Genomic DNA, 20,587 nt, shown 5'->3' on the forward strand with positions numbered 1-20,587 from the left:
TATTATTGTACGCATAAAAAGAGAGCATAACAAGAAAAGGAGGGAGAGATTGACTCCCTCCCTCTTTCACTTAGCTCCACTGTATTGGTGTTGGTGCTATACCTTCAATTTCTTTACCGATTGCTTCATACTGCTCTGGGGTTAGCCATACGTGGACAGAACCTTGATCTTCATGTCCGCGAATTAAGCGACCGATTCCCTGGCGCATACGTAAAAGCATATACGGAAGATCGACTTCTTGCATCGCATCCTCTGCATGGTTACGCTTCGCATCAAAGACAGGGTCTTTTGGTGGGAATGGCAAGGAAGAGATCATCACCTGTGACAGCGCCTCGCCTGGTACATCAAGACCTTCCCAAAGGTGGTAAGAGCATAAGACTGTCGCATGATCTTGTTGGAAGGTCTGGACCGTTTCACTAATCTCTCTGTCTCCTTCATAAAGCATAGGGAAGGAGAAGGATTGATGATCTGCCCAAATTCTGAAACGATTCATTTCTTCTAGAGAAGAGAACAAGATTAACGTCTTTCCTGCCTGGTGCTCTAAATGAGCCTTCATGCTCTCCCACTTCTCTTCTTCCCCTTGGTCAAGATGGCCATTCATCTTCATTTGTTCCTCATAATCAAACGGTGATTCAACCGTGAAGGAGAGATAATTCTTTATACCAAGACTACCTGCAATATACGAGAAGTCTTTCTGACGAGAAAGAGTGGCAGATGAAAATAGGAATGGAATGTTCTGACTAAACACTTCTTTCTCTAATACATCTTCGACAAGTCGTGGCATAATAACAAGGGAACTGTCCTCATTGTTTGTTTCAAGCCAGAAAATCCCTTTATCATCTTTTAACAGAATAGCCAATCCATAAGAGAAGAACTCCAAGTATTCTTCTATAATCTTCACATTATAGTCATCCATTAAGAATAGTTCAGAATCAAAGACGAGTTGTTCAAGCAAGCTGTGCACTTTCTTGTTCATCTGTCCTGCCAAATCGATCATTTCTTTCGAGCGAGGAACTTCATGGCGATTTGAACCTTCTACTTCAGAACTCGTATTGCGAAGAATGTCAAACCAGTTGTCGTGCATTTCTAAAATATCTTCAATTAAAAGAAGGGATTCTTCTCGAATATCCTGATTTAGGTATTCGGTTAAAACACTTGTTAGAGTCTTAGAGTTAAAGCGATACGTTAATGCCTTTTGTGCAGCGAATTCAAGCAAGTGCCCTTCGTCGAAGATAACGCTACTTGCTTCTGGTAAGAGCGGAAGTTGCCCTTCCCGTTTCCTCGAATCCTTCGTCCATACGTGCTCCATGTAAAAATCGTGTGAACAAATAATTAAATCAGACGAATGGCGATAGTATTGACGATTTAATGTTTGACCACAGCGGTGACGCCAATCACACGTTGAGCACTGTTGAAGTGGATCCCAAGAAATAGCTTCCCACTTTTCATTTGATACCCACGGATATTCTTTTCGATCCCCGTAACGTTCGAACTTCTGCATAGAAGCGTCGCCACCGAAAACAAACTCAGGAATAGAATCATACACATCTAGTATATCTTCATCTTCTGTTGTTTCCTCAAGCTTATCTAGCTTTTTCACACAAACGTATTGTTCGCGCGCTTTAGCAAGGCGTACGTCTACGTTTAAGCCTAGCGCTTTTTCAAGCTTTTCAATGTCTCCGCCTTTTTTCACGAGCTGTTCAATAAGCGTTTCGTCTGCACATGAAATAATAGCGGGTTTATTCATATAACGGGCATAACAAATTGCATAAAGCAAGTATACAAACGTTTTCCCCGTTCCTACACCCGCTTCTGCGAATATGGTTTGCTTATTCTTGAAGGCCTGTTCTACCTGGAAGGCCATATAAATTTGTTCGTCCCGAAGCTCATAACCTTGTTCTGGCAATATGTCGTAAAAGACATCTCCAATATAATCACCTAATACATCAAAAAATGTATCTTCCTTGGAGATTTCAAATGGAAGGGTTTGTGTCATCGTATTCTCCTCTTACCCTTTTTAGAGGGTGAAAATTTATTGCAGCATTCCTTATCATATCAGTTTTTTTGCTGCTCATGAATGTTTTTTTATTGAACGGAGTGTATGAATTGTCACTTCGCTCCTTACAAAGAACCGAATGTTCCATCTTGATTGACCCACTCCTTTAGAAATATAAAAGGGTCCATGCTCATGGTCGTGCTTCCCTTTATAAATCCCCTGCTTAGCTAGCTGACCCATATTCTTAATTTTAAAGAAGTAAGGGATATTGACTTGTTTCCCGTGTAAGTGTCCACACACAAGCATTGTAAACGGGTGCTTTACTTCAAGCAACACATCAGGATCATGGGTAAGCACTAGCACATCTTTCTTATCATCTCCTAAAAAGGAAAAACTCTTCTCAGGATCGTGGTACCCTTGAGCATGATCATCCACTCCGACAATCACGGCGTCATCTTTTTCTACGAATTCATTCTTTAATAGGTGAATTCCGTATTGGTTAATTAGATCCTCAAGACCTTTAACATCATCTATGTCACGGTCGTGATTACCAAGGACGGCATACGTTTCAACACCTGACTCTTCAATAAGTTGCAAGAACGGTTTAAGAGTTTCGAATTCTTTCTCAGATTGATCAATATAATCTCCTGTTAAGAATATATAATCAGGTTTTTCAGCGTGAATGAGAGCCTTAATATTAGCAAGAGAAATACGCATGTGTCGAATATGTAAATCACTTATTTGCAATATCTTCTTATTGGTCTGCCCTTCCCATTCTACCCGCTCCACTTTCAACCATTTCGTTGGTAAGATGAAAAAAAACTCCCATACAAGAAGAAAGAAGATTACACCAACCAGTATCCAGATTACCAAAATCATTTTCCGCACCTCTTTTGCTTTAAGATTACTAATTCCCTATACATCCCCTCATTTCCTTTTTGCTATAGAATATTTTATGGAGGAAGTTAAGAGAAATCACGAAAAAGATGCCCGCCAGGAACGGACATCTTCTTTCTATACCCTATTTAAGTTATTCCAAAAACGACTGTAATGCTTCTCTCGTTTTCTCTTCATCATGGGACAAAACAGCACCTTCTCCTGGCACACGTAAATTTGAGTAGCCTACATCTTTTGGAATGGTCAGCGTGTCAATATCATCCGGAGTGTTCAATAGAAAATCTGTTCCAAACCCTAATATTGCAGGTGTACCCATATTCGTCTTCACGTAAGGTTGAATCGCCCCAAGTGCTCGTGGCAAGCGTGCTAGGCCGGTGAACGAAACAAATTCCTCCTTGAGGGCTTTCAAAACCTTCTGCTGTCGTTCAACTCTCATTAAATCCCCATAAGAGTCATTACGGAACCGAGCGTAGCCGAGCAATTCTTTCCCATCCAGGGTTTGTTCGCCCGCTTTAAGGTCAATTGTCTGGACACCGTCTTTATAATACATATCCTTCTCAACAGTAATCGGCACACCATCAGGAGCAATTGTATTAACGATGCTGACAAATCCGTTGAAATCAATGATGGAATAGTATTCCAGATCGACTCCAAAATTCTCTTGAATCGTCTGCCTCATTAATTCAGGACCACCCAATGCAAAGGCTGCATTAAGCTTTTTATATCCATAACCTGGAATATTTACGTATGTGTCCCGCATTAAAGAGACAAGCTTTAACTGATTTTGGTCTGTATCATATTGGCCAATCATAATGGTATCTGAACGAGTTGTTTCTTCTCCACGTTGATCAATGCCTAATAAAAGCACATTCGTCTTTCCTTCTGGACTCTCTGTTCCTTCAAAGGGCTCATCACCATAACTCTCATTCATACCAGGAGCATTCTCATTCGCTCCCCTCAGCCCAGCTGTATATTCATATAAGATGTAAGCACCTATTAGGACGAAGAAGATAAAAAAACCTAAAACGATTCTTCTTGTCCGTTTTCTGCGCTGCGCTCTTCTTGTAGTAAAACGTCTCTCTTCCACCCATGACTCCCCTTCCGCCCATTCAGCAGAATAGTATAGTAGGATTGATGACTAAAATATACAAGTTCTCTCATTATCCTATTTTCTATCTAGTGGCATTATATCATAACGAAAAAAATCACAAATGAAATATTTCATCATTATGTGAGTACTCCTCACATTTATGGAAGACAGTCATCATTTAACGATATCATTGAAACAAAAAAGTATGTATTGTAAGTTACTAAAAAATTACAATACATACTTTATTTAAATACTTTTTCCTTATCCCATCAAAAGGTTATTCAAAGATAGGCGGTTCATCTATATATGGCGCTTCACATGTAATCGTTTCGCCAGTAAATGGATGAGGGAACGTAAGGGAAGCTGCATGCAATGCCTGGCGCGGTGCTGCATTCTTCTTCCCTCCATAAAGGGAATCACCTAAGAGCGGATGACCAATGTGACTCATATGAACACGGATTTGGTGTGTTCTTCCCGTTTTTAAGAAAAGCTTTACAAGTGTTGCTTTCTTTTCTTTTAAATAACCATGCACTTCGTAATCTGTAACCGCTGACTGACCCTTAGGAGAAACGCGCTTTCTAGTTGCATGGTGACGGTCTTTTCCAATTGCTTGATCAATCGTCCCTTTTTTCTTAGAAACAAAGTCATGAACAAGAGCAAGATATGCACGTTTAACTTTACGTTCCTCTAGCAAACGATCCATAATGGATCCTGCTAATCTGTGCTTCGCAAACAATACCGCACCCGTAGTGTCACGATCTAAACGGTGAATATGACGAACGTTGGTATGTGGACCACAGTGATGAGTAACCGCGTTTAACAAGGTACCTGTCTGCCCCTTTTCATTAGGATGAGTATCCATCCCTGCTGGTTTGTTAGCTACTAAGATATGGTCATCTTCAAACAAGATCTGTACATTCTTCTTGTCCGGGATTACATCGGATTGTTCAGGGATGAACACTTTAGCCTCTAAATAATCGCCTTCTGCGAGTGTCTCACTCCAACGTTTTTGCTCGTTATTAACGAGGACCCCTTTGTCCATACGAATCTGATGAAACTGCTTCTTTGGAATTTGCCATACGTCTCTTAATAAGGCTTCAATTGTGTAACCGTTCCATTTTGATGGAACTTCAAGTCCCATCCAATTCTCTCTTTTGTCTAGTTGCATTCTATATTCCTCGCAATAATTTATTTTAACGAATGAAAGGTTTGTATCAATTCGTCAGGTGCACGCTTCACGTTATAAGAGAAGACTCCTTTGTTCGTGTGTAAATATAAAAACCCATATAACTCAGCCGTACCTCTGTAAGACATATCGAAAACATGTTGTAAGTCAAACACATTTTGATCCGTTATAATCTTGTCTTCTGATAGAACAAGGTGACACTCTTCTTCCTGATAGAGCTGTTGTCCATTTTGAATAGACCGGGTCACGCAATAATAGGGATGACGATAGAGCATAATTCCTCCTCTTGAAACTGCACTTTGCACCGATTGTACCACAATAAGAACGCCCACCCTAATTTCCTTATATTAAGAGAGTTTAAAATTGCGTATAACCACCTGTTGAATTACGATTAAGATAATAAGCTTTAGGAGATGATGAAGATGAGACAAGAGCTTGAATATATTAGAGAGAAAATTATAAACAATAAAACAGAGCTCGCTCACGCTATTGAATCATTAGAATCAGATGACTTTGTAAATTCCATGAAATCAGTAGATTTACCATATGAAGAATTTATGAAAATGCGAGAGGAATTATTTGAAATTATTGCTGATTCCCTTATAGAAGATTCGGAGCATTCATTAAAACGATCAAAAGAATGGGCAGAAAGAGTCGGACAACAATGTCTTGAAATTGGTGTGCCTCTCAATGAGTCGATACGTAGCATGGCCTTTTTCCGCACAGTCATTTGGAACGCGTTTGATAAAGATCTGGAAGAACAAAAATTCTCGGCTATCACAATACTTGATGTAAGCAAATACATTAACCCCTTATTAGACGAAGTAAGCTATACCTTTAGCAGATTAATCGTCCAAGATCACCAAAAAACAATGAATATAGCTCAACTTGCAATGGAAGAACTCTCAGTTCCTGTCGTACCTATAACTAAGGGCGTAGCCATACTTCCCTTAATAGGCGAAATCGATACGCACCGGGCTAAGTTAATCATGGAGTCCACATTGAGACATAGTACAGACGACCAGCTCGATTACTTAATTATTGATGTATCTGGTGTCCCGATGATTGATACAATGGTAGCCAATAACATTTTTAGTATCATTCAGGCGTTAACAATTATGGGGGTTGAAGCTAGTATAACGGGAATGAGACCAGAGATTGCTCAAACTGTTATTAGCCTCGGTATTAACTTTAAAGACATTAACAGCTATGCCAATATGCAACAAGCACTTGAGAAGATCGGATTCACCCACGAAAGCCAATTACAAACGTAAACAGAATAATCTCAGTAATAAAAACGGGTACCTGCCTTCCTTTCCTCAATAAACGAAAGAAGGCAAATACCCGTTTTATTTTTCTGTAACAAGAGTAGAGAATATAGCTATTTAACATTCGCTTCCTTTGCTTGTTTAATCTCCGTTTCAATCATGGATATAGATTCATTGTAGCTAGGATGCGGATAATGAGGAAAAGAAAGGTCTTCATCACGAGCCGCCATCTCTAATGCCACCGTTCCCGTTGAAATTAACTCCACTGCACCAGCACCAAAAGCATGAAAACCTAAAACCACATCGGTCTCATCCTGTATGATGAGTTTAATGAAGCCCTCACGTTTTCCATGGATCGTTGCATACCCATTTCCTCCATATCCAAATTGACCAACACGAACATTAAAATCCTTTTCCACCGCTTCTTGTTCTGTCATCCCTACTGAAGCAATTGGTGGTATGGTATGGGCTACTAAAGGAATGAACGTAGGATCAAACTCAGCAGGGATCCCTCCCATTGTCTTAGCTACCACCTCCGCTTGCTTTATGGCTTTGACAGCAAGAGACGGACCCGTTGTTACATCACCAATCGCATAGATATTTTCTATAGATGTACGCATTTCGGCATCTGTAGCAAGAAAACCATTTTCCATTTTCATTCTCAGGCGGTCTATACCTAAATCAGTCACATTCGGCTCAATTCCAACAGAAATGAACGCATGGGTTGCTTCAATGTGAACGTCTTCACCTTTTTGTCGAAGGATCCCGTTTACCTTGTCACCATCAGTGCTTATGCTATTTAAAGAAGCCTCCGTGTATACTTTGATCTTCTGTTTCTTAAGAACCCGTTTTAACTCTCGATTAATAGAAGAATCATATCCGCAGTCAGATTTCTCTCCATCTAGAACAAGGGATACGCTGGCTCCAAACTGCCGAAACGTCATCGCAGCTTCAAGAGCAATGTAATCACTCCCATATACGAGGATATGTTCAGGCACTTCTTCTAACCGATATAGGGAGTGGCCTGTCAGGATACGCTTTCCGTCAGCTTTTATTTCATTAGGGATAAAAGGACGACCACCTGTCGCAATGACAGCGTGATTAAAATGATAGACATCGAATTGGTGACCATGGTCAACCCCAATACGGTCCTCTGATAAGAAAGAAGCATGCCCTTCTATTATCTCAACTTTGTTGGCTTTACATAAAGCTTCTACCCCTTTACGTAGATTGCCAACAACCTTCTCCCTATAAGATTGAAGCCCATTCAGATCGAAGGACGCCTCTTTCATTTGTATACCGTAGTCACTCATATTATCAACTTCTGCTAGCTTCGTTGCACTAGTGGAGAACAGCTTAGAAGGAATGCAACCTTCGTTCAGGCAGATCCCTCCAAGATTCCCTTTTTCAATTAATGTTACGTGGAAGCCATGTTTAGCCGCATGAATGGCAGCATTATATCCACCTGGACCTCCCCCGATAATAACAACATCTCGTTGTTCTGCAATTTCCCCGACTACCATTTATACCAGCTCCAACATTAGTGTATTCGGATGCTCCATTAGCTGCACCAGACGGTTTGAAAAAGCTACAGCTGTGCCTCCATCTGCCACACGATGGTCAAATGTAAACGAAAGGTTCATCATAGAACGAATAACGATCTCGTCATTCACAACAGCAGGACGCTTCTTCGTCTTATGAAGGGCAAGTAAACCTGTTTCAGGATGATTTATAATAGGGGTAGCACCCGTGCTTCCTTTAAGTGGCCCTACATTACTAATCGTAAACGTACCACCAGAAATGTCAGCCATCGTTAACTGATTCGATAGAGCCTTTTCTGTTAATTCTTTCATTTCCCTATGGATCTCTGTAATCGATTTTGACTCAACGTTACGCAATACAGGTACGATTAATCCATCCTCTGTATCTACTGCAAGTCCAATATTGTGAGTATCTTTCAATTCAATTACTTCTTCTTGTTCGTTTAGCGTCGCGTTAAAGATTGGAAAATCCTTAAGCGCGACCGACACAGCCTTAATATAGAACGCAGCGATAGAGAACGACTCTCCTTGCGCTTTACACTCCGCTCTCCATTCCATTGCATTTGTCACATCTACTTCCTCAAACTGTGTACAATGAGCAATAGTATGCAAAGAGTGAGTCATCTTCTTAGCAATTTGCTTACGGCGGCCTTTAAATGGAATGGTTTGCTGTGAAGAAGGTGTAGCCATTTTTTCTGACTGCACCTCTTTTACTTCTTTCTCCGGTGTAGCATCAGCTACTGCTAAAGCTTGTTTAGAAGTCTCTCCGTTCATATAACTCATCACATCTTCATCCATTATACGACCACCTGGTCCTGTACCTTCTACCTGAGCAATATCCACCCCATTATCCCGAGCGATCTTTCTCGTATAAGGAGCAGCCAAGACACGATCACTGTGTTTTGGTAGGTGGAATGTATGTGTTTCTTGTGTATTTGCTTCTTCAGATTTCTCTATTCTATTTTCCTTTCTACCATTAGCCGGGGCTCCTGCTAACTCTATTTCCAAAACCGTTGTTCCAACTTTAATGGTTTCCCCTAACTCAACAAGAATCTTACCAACTGTTCCAGCACCAGGAGATGGTATTTCAGCAGTCATCTTATCGGTTTGAACTTCTACAAGCGGCTCATCTGCAGCCACTGTATCACCTGGCTTAACAAAGAAGTGAAGGACCTCTGCTTCTGTCATTCCTTCACCAATATCGTGTAACTTTACTTCGACCATGCATAGTCCCTCCTTTTAGAACGAAATCACGTTTTCGATAGATTTGATAACACGTTCCGGTGTAGGTAAGTAATGATCTTCATAAGCAAAAAATGGTACAGGTGTGTCAAAACCTGTCACTCGTTCAATCGGTGCTTTCTGATAAAGAAAAGAGGTATCATTAATAACAGATATGATATCATTAGCTACACCACTCGTGGCATGTGCTTCTTGAACAATTACAGTGCGTCCTGTTTTTTGTACGGATTCTGCAATAAGATCTTGATCAAGAGGATAAAGGGTTCTGAGATCGATCAAATCACAGTTCACACCCTTCTCCTCCATCTTTTTCACAGCTTTTTCTGCCACAGGAACCATGGCTCCCCAGGCGATGACAGTCACATCCTCACCTTCTGCTAGACGCTTTCCTTTCCCAATTTCCACCGTATATTTATCTTCTGGCACTTCTTCACGGGACGAACGGTAATTTCGCATTGGCTCCATAAATAAAACCGGGTCAGGGTCTTCGATGCTCGCAATTAAAAGGCCTTTCGCATCATAAGGGGAGGAAGGACAAACAACTTTAATGCCTGGCATATGAGTAAATAAAGCTTCAACCGAGTCAGAGTGGATCTCAGGCGCCCTTACACCTGCCCCGTACGGAGCACGTATGACCATTGGCACGGAGTAGTGACCCATTGTACGAGCCCTTATCCTTGAAGCATGCGTCATAATTTGTTCATAAGCAGGGTAAACAAAGCCAAGGAATTGAATTTCTACTATTGGAAGGAAACCGTTAATGGCCATGCCGATTGCTGCCCCTGTAAAACCCGCTTCACTTAGAGGGGTATCTATGACACGATCCTCACCAAATTCAGCTTGCAAACCATCTGTCGCTCGGAATACACCGCCATTCTTCCCTACGTCTTCTCCCATGACAAGGACTTCTTCTTTCTCACGAAGCATGGTACGCATACCATCCGTAACCGCTTGAACAAGTGTTAACGTATTCGTTCCTACTGTTGTCTGCATTAACGATCCCCTCTTTCCATATGTGCGACATAGTCCTTCTTCTGCTTCTCGATAGTCCACGTCGGACTTTCAAATACGTAATCAAAAATAACGTTCACATCAGCCGGAGGAAGGTTTTCCATATCCTCAATAGCTTGATCAATCTCCTGTGCCACCTCTTCTTTAATACCTCTCACCCATTCCTCATCCCAAAGACCAGCTTGCTTCATATACAATTCAAGCCTTGCAACAGGGTCGTTCGAAGCCCTGCGATCTTCACTTTCCTGTTGTTCTCGATATTTCGTCGGATCATCAGCAGTTGTATGTGCACCATAACGCCATGTCACCGCTTCGATTAGCGTTGGACCTTCTCCCTTTCTAGCTCGGTCAATGGCACGGTTCATTTCTGTGTAGACGGCGATAATATCATTTCCATCTACACGAACTCCTGGGATATCATAGCTCACTGATTTTTGAGCAATGGTTTTTGAGTTCATTTGTTTGTGTATCGGAACAGAGATAGCATAATTATTATTTTGATTAAAGAACACTACTGGCGACTTCAGGACACTCGCCACATTTAAGCCTTCATGAAAGTCACCTTCAGAGGTAGCTCCGTCTCCGAAATAGGCAACGGCAATGTTATCCGTTCCTTTTCGTTTCTCGGCATAAGCGGCTCCAGCTGCATGAGGTAAATGTGTAGCAATGGGGACACTTGGTGGAAAGATATGCAACCCTTCAGGTGGCACACATCCTTCATTTCGACCATTCCAATACGTTAGAATCGTCTTCAATGAATGACCGAACGTCATCGTAGCCCCGTGGTCCCGGTAGGTTGGGAATAACCAATCCGTCTTTCGTAAAGACATGGCACTCCCTACTTGAGCAGCTTCCTGACCTTCAAATGGAGCATAAGTACCGATTCGCCCCTGTCGCTGTAAACTGATAGCTTTTCGGTCAAAGGTTCTGATCCTGACCATGTTTCTGTACATGTCTCGTATGACATCTTCCGTTATAAGTTCTTGGTCCATGTCCTCTACAAGATTTCCTTTCTCATCAATCCATTGAATCATTGGAAATTGCTCTTCCATGTCTCTCTCCTCCTTATGTACGTACATTCCATTTTGGACGTTTAGCATGTGAGAAAAAGCTGTTTCTCCTAGTCCTTGATTCCATTCGTTCCCTGCAGAATAAGTCGGCTGCTTCTGAGGTTGGTATGTGATGAAGTTCAGCGTTCTGGTAGATGGATAGCAATGAATCATAGATACTCTTCGTCTTCTGTAAAACTCGATCTTTATTTGGTTCATACAACTCATCGGCTACTTGTATTAAACCGCCACTATTCACAATGTAATCCGGTGCATAGAGAATCCCTTTTTGATGTAACACTTGGCCATGCCGTTCTTCTAAAAGCTGATTGTTAGCAGAACCCACAATTCCTTTAAATTTAAAGCTTTCAATGGTTGAGTCATTAATTATTCCACCGAACGCGCAAGGTACAAAGAGGTCAGCATCTACACGATAGATGTCTTCTCCCCTCACAACTTGAACGGTTGCATTATGTTTGTTCGCTTTCTCAACTAAATCAGCAATGGCTTGTTGATTAATATCAGATACGTATAGATGAGCACCTTCTTCTATGAGGCGAGCAGCTACTTTGCCACCTACTTTACCAAGCCCTTGAATGGCGTATGTTTTACCAGTTAAATCCTCTGTGCCAAAGAGCGCTCGATTCGTAGCCTGAAGTCCGTATATTACTCCAAGAGCTGTTGGTACAGAAGAGTCACCGCTCCCACCATACTCCTCTGGCACTCCTACAATGCAATTCGTTTCTTTTAAGGAATGGATAAAATCTTCCGGCAATGTTCCCATATCAGTTCCGGTGTAGAACCTACCATTCAACGACTCTACAAACTGACCAAATGCTCGGAACAGTTCAGGTGACTTATCTTTCTCAGGATCACCAATTATGACGGACTTTCCTCCACCAAAATCTACGTCTGAAGCTGCACATTTATAGGTCATGCCTTTTGATAGACGAAGAACATCTTGAAGGGCATCATCGACACTTTCGTATGGTTGCATGCGGCATCCTCCAAGCGCTGGACCAAGCGTTGTGTCGTGAATGGCGATAATGGCTTTTAAGCCCGTTGCGGGATCATTACAAAAGACGACTTGTTCATGCTCAGTGAATTTCTCAAACAAATCCATCTCTCCCACCCCTTTTTCTCTCTTATCTAATTCAGAAAACGTTTTCATTTTTATGCGTTCGACACTAGGCTTGCTTCTATTCGCTCCTCTATTTGTTCTTTAGGTAGAATCGCCTGTGTCACTTCCCCCTTTCCGATTAATCCTTTTTTATTACGTGCTTCAACCTCTGTGATTACTAAATGATTCTTTAGTGCCGTAACGGTTGCTTTTACAGTAATTGTAGTATCTACTGCGGTAGGCGCAATGTGCTTCACTGTTACAGAGGCCCCAATTCCTTCTTCATGATCTTCTAAGTATGGTAGAATAATCTGCCTTGCAGCCAATTCCATGTGATAAACCATGGAGACTGTGGAATAGGCAGGGTGCACAACGCTCCCTTCAAATTGAGCTACCATATCCGATGTAACAGTGTCTGTTATTTCAGCTGTTTGCCCAATGGCTAAACCTTCCTTCATAGTCCTCCCCCCTTTCTTAAGATAGTAAAGCGCGGTCGTTCACCATTTGTTCTCCGCGAATCTTCTGGAATTCCTCAAGGAGCGTCTCAATGGTTAACTCTTTCTTCTCTTCCTCTGAAACTTCTAAAATGATTTGCCCTTTATCCATCATGATAAGACGATTGCCAAGATCAAGAGCTTGTTGCATGTTATGGGTTACCATTAATGTAGTTAGTTGATATTTATCAACGATTTCACTGGTCAAATTGGTAATGAGTTCAGCTCTTGATGGATCCAAAGCAGCTGTATGCTCATCAAGGAGAAGGATAGATGGTTCTGTAAACGTAGCCATAAGTAAAGACAACGCCTGCCGTTCCCCACCTGATAGAAGGCCTACTTTTGCATTTAAACGATCTTCAAGACCTAGATGAAGACTCTCAAGAGATTCTTTAAAAAAAGCCTTACGCTTCTTCGTCACACCCCTCTTTAACGTTCGCTTCTTGTTCCTGGCATAGGCAATAGCCAAATTCTCCTCAATCGTCATTTCAGGTGCTGTTCCAGCCATTGGATCCTGAAAAACTCGGCCGATCAGTTTGGATCGTTTGTATTCTGGTAAAGGAGTCACATTTTTATCTTGTATGGTTACTGTTCCGATATCAGGTGAAAGAGCGCCAGAGATCACATTCATTAGTGTCGATTTTCCAGCACCGTTACTTCCAATTACAGTGACAAAATCCCCAGGTTTTAAGGACAAATCAATATGTTCTAGAGCTATTTTCTCGTCAAGAGTCCCCTCATTAAAAACTTTATGGACATGGTTTAATTCAAGCAACGTTACTCATCCTTTCCGGCTGATGCCATTTGGACTGTGGCCATACGCTCGGCATTTTTCTTTTTCTTAAGCTGTCGCGCTTTCTGATTATCTATGACCTTAGGTAATACAAGCGCAATGATTACAATACTTGCTGTAATAAGCTTCATATCACTAGTTTTTAAGAAATCAGCACGTAGAGCGAGGGTAACGACAATACGATATACAATAGCTCCACCAATAACAGCTAGAGTCGTTCTAGCAATTGACTTTGTACCAAATAGCGCTTCTCCGATAATAACGGATGCAAGTCCGATAATAATCATGCCTATTCCCATACCGACATCAGCAAAAGAAGTCAATTGAGCAATTAATGCTCCTGAAAAAGCAACGAGAGCGTTTGATAGACCAAGTCCTAAAATGATGAACAAATCCGTATTTGCTGAGAAACTTCGAATCATTTTCTTGTTGTTACCTGTAGCGCGAATGGCAAGACCTACTTCTGTTTTTAAGAAGCGATCCGTTAACCATTTAATAAAGAACGTGACCACAATCATAAAGAAGAAAATGCCCCACGTTTTTGGTAAGAACTCTCCCCAACCAATCATAGTAAAGAATGCATTAAACGGAGCATTTAAACCAAGGCTATCCCACCATCCTGAGACAATATCTAGCCCCGATTCTTGATTTAATAAAGCGACGTTTGATTTACCCATGATACGGATATTGATTGAATAAAGCGCAATCATCATTAAGATTCCTGATAGTAGTGGATTAATCTTTCCTTTTGTATGTAACAACCCTGTTACACAACCAGCAAGGAACCCAGCTATAAACGCTATAATTGTTGCCAAGAATGGGTTATATCCGTTAAAAATTAGAATGGCAGCTACTGCAGCCCCCGTTACAAAACTTCCATCGACAGTCAGATCAGGAAAGTCTAATACGCGGAAGGATAAGTACACTCCAAGCGCCATAATCGCATAAATTATTCCAGATTCAAACGCACCAAATATCGCAAATGGCACAACCTTCACCCTCTCTCCATTTTCATAAAAGGGCCCAGTGCGCTAGTTTAAGTTAGTTCACTGGGCCCATCCCAAATCAAATGTTACTCTACAAATTCAGCCTTCTCTTCCCATTCTGATTTAATCTCAACACCTTGTTCCTCTGCTGCTGTTTTGTTCATAACAAGCTTTAAGTTCCCAGGTACTTCAGGTGCGATTGAGGATATATCAGCTTCACCTTTAAGCACTTTAGCTGCCATTTCACCTGACTGGTAGCCAATGTCGTAATAATCAAACCCATAGGCTGCAAGAGCTCCACGTTCAACAGAGTCAAACTCTCCAGCCACTACAGGAATATCCTGGTCGTTTGCGACAGAGATAACGGACTCAAGGGCAGATACAACGGTGTTATCCGTAATGATATAGAACACGTCTGCTTTTCCTACAAGCGCTTCAGCTGCTTGCTGGACTTCAGCTGATGTAGAAACAGATCGCTCAACAATTTCAAGGTCTGTACCTTCCATAGCTTTCTTAACAAGGTCAATTTGGGCAATGGAGTTTTGCTCTCCAGAGTTATAAATCATTCCAACTTTCTTAGCACCAAGCTCATTACTAATAAAGTCAACAGTGCTAGGAATGGCTTCAGGATGATTATCGGTTGTCCCCGTGATATTCCCTCCTGATTCATCCATAGATGGGACGAGTTCAGCACCCACTGGATCAGAAACAGATGTAAAGATGATCGGAATATCAGATGTAGCATTTAGCGCTCCTTGAGCACTTGGAGTAGAGTTCGCAAAAATCAAGTCCATTTGATCCCCAACAAAATTTGTCGCGATCGTTTGGTTATTGGACTGATCTCCTTGAGCTATTTGAACGTCATATTCTGCATTTACGCCAGCGTCATCCATTGCTGTCTTAAATCCTTCAAAAGCTGCATCAAGAGATGGATGTTCTACAATTTGTGTAACACCAATCTGATACGTCTCTCCATCAGATGTCGTATCACCGGAAGTTTCTTCTGTATCTGTTGTGTCTTCCGTTTCTCCAGAATCACTTTCAGTCTCTTCATCTGACCCGCAAGCGGCTAAAACGAGTAAACTCCCTAAGATCATGAGCATCAACAACCAACTTATCTTTTTCATTGAACTCCCCTTCCCATTAATCCCTTAGTATTTATGTAAGACTTAGATGTTTTGAAACCGTTTACATTTTGTCACGAAAAAAGTTGCCTTAGAATTATATGATAAACAACAAAGACAACGTATTTATATCGTAATAGTATCGGACCCCTGCGAATTTGTCAATAAATTTTCAAAAAATTAAAATTACTCTCATAATTCAACGTAATAAAGGATTATTTTCCTTCACGAAAAAGTTTTAGAGTCTAATTTTATAACCTTCAATAAACGCTAAAACTATCATTTGTAATACCATTTTAATCTCCCCTATTCTTGAAGATTACTATAAGCCAAAAAAAGATGAGCTAATGGCTCATCTTTATTACGTCGTTTCTCGTTTAGATAGGGGATAAGCGGCAGAGAGATTGTGAAAGTGGGAAGTTGCTTCTTCCATCATAGTTACAAAGAGTTCCTGTACAGTCGGAAGGTTGTGAATCATCCCTGATACTTGCCCCCCATTAATAAACCCTTGATCAAGCTTCCCTTCTAAGGCTCCGACTTTATGATAATGTTCGGAGGTGAGACGATTAAAGTCGCCCTCTTCAATACCTTTCTCCTCAAGAGAAAGTAATTGACCAGCGTACGGCGTTTTCATTACACGTCGAATCTTTCCAATACTCCGTCCTACAATTACTGTCTGTAAATCATCGGCACCTAAAAGCGTCTCTTTATAGGCTTTATGCATAGGAGAGTCAGCAGTGGCAATGAGTCTTGTCCCCATTTGCACCCCACTAGCCCCAAGAGTAAGCATAGCTGCTAACCCACGTCCATCCCCTATGCCTCCTGCTGCTACCACCGGGACAGAAACCGCGTCAACGATTTGAGGAATTAAGGTAAGTGTAGTCGTTTCAAAATTTGAGTTAATGCCCGCAGCTTCGTAGCCTTCTGCCACAATGACATCTGCTCCTGCTGCTTCTGCTTTACGAGCTTGCCGCACAGACGCAACCACTGCGATCACCTTCACACCATGTTCATGAAAGTAAGGGATAAAAGGAGCAGGGTTTCCAGCTGAGAGTGATACTACAGGGAGATCCTCTTTAACAACTAGCTCAATCATTTCATCTCTATAAGGGGTTACATTTAAGGGGATATTTAAAGCCACCGGCCACTTCGTAATCGTCTTCAATTCTTGCAAGATCTTCTTAACTTCTGACTGCTCCATCGTACCAACCCCAACAGTGCCTAACCCACCTGCTTCACTTACCGCAGCTGATAGCGGAGCATTACTTACATTGCCCATCCCTCCTTGAAGAATAGGAAATTGAATATTTAACAAGCGACAAAGATCATTCATTACATTTTCACCTCGTTATAAAAATGTTATACTTTTCATAAAGTTAACACAATTCAAGGAGGATTGGAATGCTTTATAAATACCTAAACGATTTCCCTAAAGTTGATCGTAGTGTATTTGTAGCCCCTGGCGCTCACATTATAGGAGATGTAGAAATTGAAGAAGAGTCAAGCATTTGGTTTAATGCAGTCTTAAGAGGAGATGAAGCTCCTATTCGCATTGGAAAGCGAACGAGTATACAAGACAATTCTACATGTCACCTATATGAAGGTTTCCCCTTAACGGTTGGGGATGAAGTTACAGTTGGTCATAATGTCGTCCTTCATGGTTGTACCATTGGCAATCGATCAATTGTTGGAATGGGCTCTACCATCTTAGATGGTGCAAAGATTGAAGAAGAATGTATTATTGGAGCGAATTCCTTAGTACCTCCCGGCAAAACCTACCCTCCCCGTTCGCTAATTATAGGCTCACCCGCTAAAGTTATCCGCGAGCTAAATGAAGAAGACCTTAAACTCATCCAGCTCTCGATTGATTCGTATGTTGAAAAAGGGAAGCAATTTAAGTCTCATATGTAAATAGTTACCATAAAACCCTTATGAGGTAAGTAGTGTCCCACTATTAAACTGTTTACCTCAAGGGTAGTTGGTTTTGGTGAGGTAAGTTAGGTTAGTCACTACCTTCCCTCATATAAACGTTGACCTTTCATTTACACCCCTCTACATTAAGAATAAATAAAACTTCTCTATCCTTCATATCCAGACTGACCATCTATTAATTTGTGAACCTTATAAATCATGTTTTACTCCTCTATATGTAAACTTCATAAATATCGCTAAGGTACTGTACCCCTATACGTTCCTTATTTCCTATATTTTATAAAAATAGCAATTAAATGTGTTTTTCTTGTTTATAGTTGGATGATTCTGGCTATATACTAGTGTAAACATAATTACCAATAAAAAGGAGATGAAAATGAATGGCTGATCGTTACAAGACAGGCGAAAAGGTACCAGAGAACGGTACTTACGAATTTGATGGACTTGCTGACACGAACGGAAACGGGACTCCTACTGAAGACGAAAAGCATGTTAGTCTAGAAAGTGGAGAAACATTTCCACCATTACGTTCTAGTAAAGAAGCTGCTTACTGGAAGAAATCTAACTAAGGAATAGTTGTTCGTTTGCAGATTTGAGAAGACTTGCCTATTTTGTTTAAAGCATATGGATATTATTCTGGAATATTAAACCACACCTTCAACTGTAAGGAGTGTTCTAAGTAAGATGGAGCATCCTATGGTTGCAATAAATATTCTTAAAGGAGAGGATTCAAATGGCTAACCGTTACAAGACAGGAGAAAAAGTACCTGAGAATGGAACTTACAAATTCGACGGACTGACAGATGGTCGTAAGAGCGCAAACCCAACTGAGGATGAGAAACATATCAGTTTAGAGAGCGGACAAACATTCCCTCCACTAAGCTCAAGCAACGCTGCAGCTTACTGGACAAAATCTAACTAAACTAGCATACACAAGAGACCCAGCCTCCTATGAGGCTGGGTCTTATCTTTTATCCTATCCTTAGTTTTTGTCTATCTTCGATTTTTAGTATATAAATAGTCAGTATTTTTATGTGTGAAGAACTCTGAAACGTTGTAGAAGATAAATAGAAAAAGGACTCCCAATACTCCAGCTATTTTATAATATCCCGTATATAAAAGGACTAAAGTCGTTAGTAGAAGCCCTACCAATAAGCTCCAAAATGCGATCCTTACGGCTTTATGCATGTAAAACTCCCCTTCTTCAGGTTAGAACTGGGTAACTTCATCTTTTGAGAAGCAGCCGAACAACGCTTGGCTATCCTTGTCTTCAATCTCTCTTAACCGAAGTCGGTCTGTTTCAATTGCAGGGAACATCCCTTCACCTCATATTAGATTATTCTATTCTGGAGCAACTAACTCTACTTTTATCCGATCCGGGTCTTCAAAGTAAACCGCATAATAATCTTCTCCCCCAGCATAAGGATGTTGGTCTTCATAGAGAATCGAAATACCCTTATCACGCAAATTCATTGTCATTCGATCTACTTGTTCTTTAGAAGTAGCATGAAAAGCAAGGTGATTTAGTCCTACTCGGCACCTGTGGTAAGGAATATCCTCGTAACGCTCTTCCACCTGTACAAACACAAGGTATGTATCACCGAGTGTATAGCTCTGTCCACTGTCCCACTTTTGAAAAACTTCATAACCTAATTCTCCAAGGAACCATCCCCAGAACTTTTTAGACTCTTCGAGGTTCGATACATAGAGTTCAATATGATGGAGCAATCCCTTTTTCAAATCACATCACCTCCCGTTCTCGTTTGGCATGCCAAAATGTATCAATGAGTGAGACCACAATCACAATCCACAAAAAGGGATTATAGAATGATAATCCGCTTGCTGATTGTCCACCTATAATAGTGAAACATGCTAGGAGGACCACAATGTATATCGTAAGCCCAACTCCCCACACAATATTGCTCCTTTTATTCCGTTCCCCTTTCCTCATGAAGAGGCTAGTCACAATTAACATGCCATAACTTACAAGTAGCAACCACTTAACCCATAGGAATCCAACCTCATTCGACAGGAAGAAATCATAGGTGAGTAACCCGGTTAGAATGAAAATACACGTCAACTCGATTACTCGATTCACTATCCAATCCCCCCTATACTAAATAAGCTACTTTACTACTTTCTACTGTTCCAGCTAAAACACCTTCCAAACTATGACAATTTTAGATAAAAATGAAGTCACCCTATGTTTAGAGTGACTTCGTTTTATTTCATTTAGGCAACATGTAAAATATGGTGCTCTCCTGTTGTTAGATTTACGTATTCCACACTTGTGGGTTTGGCCTGAAACATGTGCTCACTGCACAAAATGGCTTTCTGAGCATAGTCTTCAAGAGCATGAGAACTACATTCTACGAAGAATTTCCTAAACCTCACCTGTTTATTCTCATGGCTGATGACGGTATGATCCAATCGAAACACCTTTCTATTGCTTGGATTTACCCCTTTCCACAAAGGACAATACCAAGCATGTTTATCCTGGTATAGATCTATTTGCTGCAATAAATGATCAATAATTTGAGCAAAAGCAATATAATCACAGCCAGACTTAAAGAACACATTCTTTCCTATTTCTTGCTGCTTTTCATGCACTATATGTAATATCGAAGAAGTTGTTCTTTGATTCACAGGAAGCAGGTAAATTTCATAGATGATGTGGTTAACAAATTTCTGGTACTCCAGTGTCATTCGTCCCACTCCTCTCATTTTTAGCTTTATCATGTCATAATTGAAAATAATTATCAATATCAATTAAGTGTTGACGATGAGAATTGTTTTCATTTATACTCAGTGTAATGAGTGATAACCATTATCATTTAACTACACCCTTTTTGAAAGGA

22 protein-coding genes are annotated in these 20,587 nt (G+C 40.9%); 4 read left to right on the plus strand and 18 right to left on the minus strand.

Annotated features, from left to right (window positions below; genetic code table 11):
* Positions 1–70: 70 nt before the first annotated feature.
* The 5 genes from ACYX4O_RS12305 to ACYX4O_RS12325 all read right to left on the minus strand — a co-directional run bounded on the left by ACYX4O_RS12305 (position 71) and on the right by ACYX4O_RS12325 (position 5,444).
* Positions 71–1,996, minus strand: coding sequence for an ATP-dependent DNA helicase (locus tag ACYX4O_RS12305; RefSeq protein WP_476351294.1), 1,926 nt, complete (start codon positions 1,994–1,996; stop codon positions 71–73).
* Between the two features lie 75 nt (positions 1,997–2,071).
* Entirely contained in the window at positions 2,072–2,875 is an 804-nt protein-coding gene (locus ACYX4O_RS12310) for a metallophosphoesterase (RefSeq protein WP_476351296.1), read from the minus strand.
* 151 nt (positions 2,876–3,026) lie between these two features.
* Positions 3,027–3,980 carry an LCP family protein gene (locus ACYX4O_RS12315; protein WP_476351298.1) on the minus strand — a complete coding sequence of 318 codons (954 nt, stop codon included), beginning with the start codon at positions 3,978–3,980 and terminating at the stop codon, positions 3,027–3,029.
* 280 nt (positions 3,981–4,260) lie between these two features.
* On the minus strand, positions 4,261–5,151 hold the full coding sequence (locus tag ACYX4O_RS12320) for an RluA family pseudouridine synthase (RefSeq protein ID WP_476351300.1): 891 nt from the start codon (positions 5,149–5,151) through the stop codon (positions 4,261–4,263).
* Between the two features lie 20 nt (positions 5,152–5,171).
* Entirely contained in the window at positions 5,172–5,444 is a 273-nt protein-coding gene (locus ACYX4O_RS12325) for a hypothetical protein (RefSeq protein ID WP_476351302.1), read from the minus strand.
* A 147-nt stretch (positions 5,445–5,591) separates the two neighbouring features.
* Between ACYX4O_RS12325 and ACYX4O_RS12330 the strand changes: the two genes are divergently transcribed.
* Positions 5,592–6,443: an STAS domain-containing protein gene (locus ACYX4O_RS12330; RefSeq protein WP_476351303.1), complete on the plus strand. Its 852-nt coding sequence runs from the start codon at positions 5,592–5,594 to the stop codon at positions 6,441–6,443.
* Between the two features lie 107 nt (positions 6,444–6,550).
* Here the strand turns inward: ACYX4O_RS12330 and ACYX4O_RS12335 are convergent, their stop codons facing one another.
* The 10 genes from ACYX4O_RS12335 to ACYX4O_RS12380 form a co-directional block, all read right to left on the minus strand.
* Positions 6,551–7,960 (minus strand): dihydrolipoyl dehydrogenase family protein, encoded by a 1,410-nt coding sequence (locus ACYX4O_RS12335; RefSeq protein ID WP_476351305.1) that lies wholly within the window; start codon positions 7,958–7,960, stop codon positions 6,551–6,553.
* Positions 7,961–9,202, minus strand: a complete 1,242-nt coding sequence (locus ACYX4O_RS12340; protein ID WP_476351307.1) for a dihydrolipoamide acetyltransferase family protein — start codon at positions 9,200–9,202, stop codon at positions 7,961–7,963.
* Between the two features lie 15 nt (positions 9,203–9,217).
* On the minus strand, positions 9,218–10,213 hold the full coding sequence (locus ACYX4O_RS12345) for an alpha-ketoacid dehydrogenase subunit beta (protein WP_476351309.1): 996 nt from the start codon (positions 10,211–10,213) through the stop codon (positions 9,218–9,220).
* Positions 10,213–11,283, minus strand: coding sequence for a pyruvate dehydrogenase (acetyl-transferring) E1 component subunit alpha (gene pdhA / locus ACYX4O_RS12350; RefSeq protein ID WP_476351311.1), 1,071 nt, complete (start codon positions 11,281–11,283; stop codon positions 10,213–10,215). The genes ACYX4O_RS12345 and pdhA overlap by 1 nt, the downstream gene beginning before the upstream one ends.
* Positions 11,284–11,296: 13 nt before the next feature.
* On the minus strand, positions 11,297–12,403 hold the full coding sequence (locus ACYX4O_RS12355; protein WP_476357117.1) for a Leu/Phe/Val dehydrogenase: 1,107 nt from the start codon (positions 12,401–12,403) through the stop codon (positions 11,297–11,299).
* Between the two features lie 50 nt (positions 12,404–12,453).
* On the minus strand, positions 12,454–12,858 hold the full coding sequence (locus ACYX4O_RS12360) for a thioesterase family protein (RefSeq protein ID WP_476351313.1): 405 nt from the start codon (positions 12,856–12,858) through the stop codon (positions 12,454–12,456).
* Between the two features lie 16 nt (positions 12,859–12,874).
* Positions 12,875–13,669 carry an ABC transporter ATP-binding protein gene (locus ACYX4O_RS12365; RefSeq protein ID WP_476351315.1) on the minus strand — a complete coding sequence of 265 codons (795 nt, stop codon included), beginning with the start codon at positions 13,667–13,669 and terminating at the stop codon, positions 12,875–12,877.
* 2 nt (positions 13,670–13,671) lie between these two features.
* The gene (locus ACYX4O_RS12370) at positions 13,672–14,625 is read right to left on the minus strand and encodes an ABC transporter permease (protein ID WP_476357119.1); all 954 of its coding nucleotides are present in this window, start codon (positions 14,623–14,625) and stop codon (positions 13,672–13,674) included.
* Between the two features lie 134 nt (positions 14,626–14,759).
* Positions 14,760–15,800, minus strand: coding sequence for an ABC transporter substrate-binding protein (locus ACYX4O_RS12375; protein WP_476351317.1), 1,041 nt, complete (start codon positions 15,798–15,800; stop codon positions 14,760–14,762).
* 358 nt (positions 15,801–16,158) lie between these two features.
* Positions 16,159–17,130: an NAD(P)H-dependent flavin oxidoreductase gene (locus ACYX4O_RS12380; RefSeq protein ID WP_476351319.1), complete on the minus strand. Its 972-nt coding sequence runs from the start codon at positions 17,128–17,130 to the stop codon at positions 16,159–16,161.
* A gap of 68 nt (positions 17,131–17,198) precedes the next feature.
* On the opposite strand from ACYX4O_RS12380, the gene ACYX4O_RS12385 reads away from it, so the two are divergent.
* The 3 genes from ACYX4O_RS12385 (at position 17,199) to ACYX4O_RS12395 (ending at position 18,651) form a co-directional block, all read left to right on the plus strand.
* Complete coding sequence (locus tag ACYX4O_RS12385; RefSeq protein ID WP_476351321.1) at positions 17,199–17,708, plus strand: gamma carbonic anhydrase family protein; 510 nt, start codon at positions 17,199–17,201, stop codon at positions 17,706–17,708.
* A 401-nt stretch (positions 17,709–18,109) separates the two neighbouring features.
* Positions 18,110–18,298: a YjzC family protein gene (locus ACYX4O_RS12390; RefSeq protein ID WP_207527502.1), complete on the plus strand. Its 189-nt coding sequence runs from the start codon at positions 18,110–18,112 to the stop codon at positions 18,296–18,298.
* Between the two features lie 164 nt (positions 18,299–18,462).
* Entirely contained in the window at positions 18,463–18,651 is a 189-nt protein-coding gene (locus ACYX4O_RS12395; protein ID WP_036785372.1) for a YjzC family protein, read from the plus strand.
* A gap of 419 nt (positions 18,652–19,070) precedes the next feature.
* Here ACYX4O_RS12395 and ACYX4O_RS12400 read toward each other — a convergent pair whose 3' ends face one another.
* From ACYX4O_RS12400 to ACYX4O_RS12410, 3 genes are all read right to left on the minus strand, one after another.
* On the minus strand, positions 19,071–19,469 hold the full coding sequence (locus ACYX4O_RS12400) for a VOC family protein (protein WP_476351324.1): 399 nt from the start codon (positions 19,467–19,469) through the stop codon (positions 19,071–19,073).
* 1 nt (position 19,470) lies between these two features.
* Complete coding sequence (locus ACYX4O_RS12405) at positions 19,471–19,827, minus strand: hypothetical protein (RefSeq protein WP_476351326.1); 357 nt, start codon at positions 19,825–19,827, stop codon at positions 19,471–19,473.
* 134 nt (positions 19,828–19,961) lie between these two features.
* On the minus strand, positions 19,962–20,435 hold the full coding sequence (locus ACYX4O_RS12410) for a hypothetical protein (RefSeq protein WP_476351328.1): 474 nt from the start codon (positions 20,433–20,435) through the stop codon (positions 19,962–19,964).
* Positions 20,436–20,587 lie beyond the last annotated feature (152 nt).

Source organism: Pontibacillus sp. ABV4_188, from assembly GCF_056311905.1.

What these genes read in the sequence shown, in the direction of transcription:
- ACYX4O_RS12305 (WP_476351294.1), bottom strand. Translation starts at nt 1,996, where the DNA reads ATGACACAAACCCTTCCATTTGAAATCTCCAAGGAAGATACATTTTTT.
- ACYX4O_RS12310 (WP_476351296.1), bottom strand. Translation starts at nt 2,875, where the DNA reads ATGATTTTGGTAATCTGGATACTGGTTGGTGTAATCTTCTTTCTTCTT.
- ACYX4O_RS12320 (WP_476351300.1), bottom strand. Translation starts at nt 5,151, where the DNA reads ATGCAACTAGACAAAAGAGAGAATTGGATGGGACTTGAAGTTCCATCA.
- ACYX4O_RS12325 (WP_476351302.1), bottom strand. Translation starts at nt 5,444, where the DNA reads ATGCTCTATCGTCATCCCTATTATTGCGTGACCCGGTCTATTCAAAAT.
- ACYX4O_RS12330 (WP_476351303.1), top strand. Translation starts at nt 5,592, where the DNA reads ATGAGACAAGAGCTTGAATATATTAGAGAGAAAATTATAAACAATAAA.
- ACYX4O_RS12335 (WP_476351305.1), bottom strand. Translation starts at nt 7,960, where the DNA reads ATGGTAGTCGGGGAAATTGCAGAACAACGAGATGTTGTTATTATCGGG.
- ACYX4O_RS12340 (WP_476351307.1), bottom strand. Translation starts at nt 9,202, where the DNA reads ATGGTCGAAGTAAAGTTACACGATATTGGTGAAGGAATGACAGAAGCA.
- ACYX4O_RS12345 (WP_476351309.1), bottom strand. Translation starts at nt 10,213, where the DNA reads ATGCAGACAACAGTAGGAACGAATACGTTAACACTTGTTCAAGCGGTT.
- pdhA (WP_476351311.1), bottom strand. Translation starts at nt 11,283, where the DNA reads ATGGAAGAGCAATTTCCAATGATTCAATGGATTGATGAGAAAGGAAAT.
- ACYX4O_RS12355 (WP_476357117.1), bottom strand. Translation starts at nt 12,403, where the DNA reads ATGGATTTGTTTGAGAAATTCACTGAGCATGAACAAGTCGTCTTTTGT.
- ACYX4O_RS12360 (WP_476351313.1), bottom strand. Translation starts at nt 12,858, where the DNA reads ATGAAGGAAGGTTTAGCCATTGGGCAAACAGCTGAAATAACAGACACT.
- ACYX4O_RS12370 (WP_476357119.1), bottom strand. Translation starts at nt 14,625, where the DNA reads ATGGCGCTTGGAGTGTACTTATCCTTCCGCGTATTAGACTTTCCTGAT.
- ACYX4O_RS12375 (WP_476351317.1), bottom strand. Translation starts at nt 15,800, where the DNA reads ATGAAAAAGATAAGTTGGTTGTTGATGCTCATGATCTTAGGGAGTTTA.
- ACYX4O_RS12380 (WP_476351319.1), bottom strand. Translation starts at nt 17,130, where the DNA reads ATGAATGATCTTTGTCGCTTGTTAAATATTCAATTTCCTATTCTTCAA.
- ACYX4O_RS12385 (WP_476351321.1), top strand. Translation starts at nt 17,199, where the DNA reads ATGCTTTATAAATACCTAAACGATTTCCCTAAAGTTGATCGTAGTGTA.
- ACYX4O_RS12390 (WP_207527502.1), top strand. Translation starts at nt 18,110, where the DNA reads ATGGCTGATCGTTACAAGACAGGCGAAAAGGTACCAGAGAACGGTACT.
- ACYX4O_RS12395 (WP_036785372.1), top strand. Translation starts at nt 18,463, where the DNA reads ATGGCTAACCGTTACAAGACAGGAGAAAAAGTACCTGAGAATGGAACT.
- ACYX4O_RS12410 (WP_476351328.1), bottom strand. Translation starts at nt 20,435, where the DNA reads ATGACACTGGAGTACCAGAAATTTGTTAACCACATCATCTATGAAATT.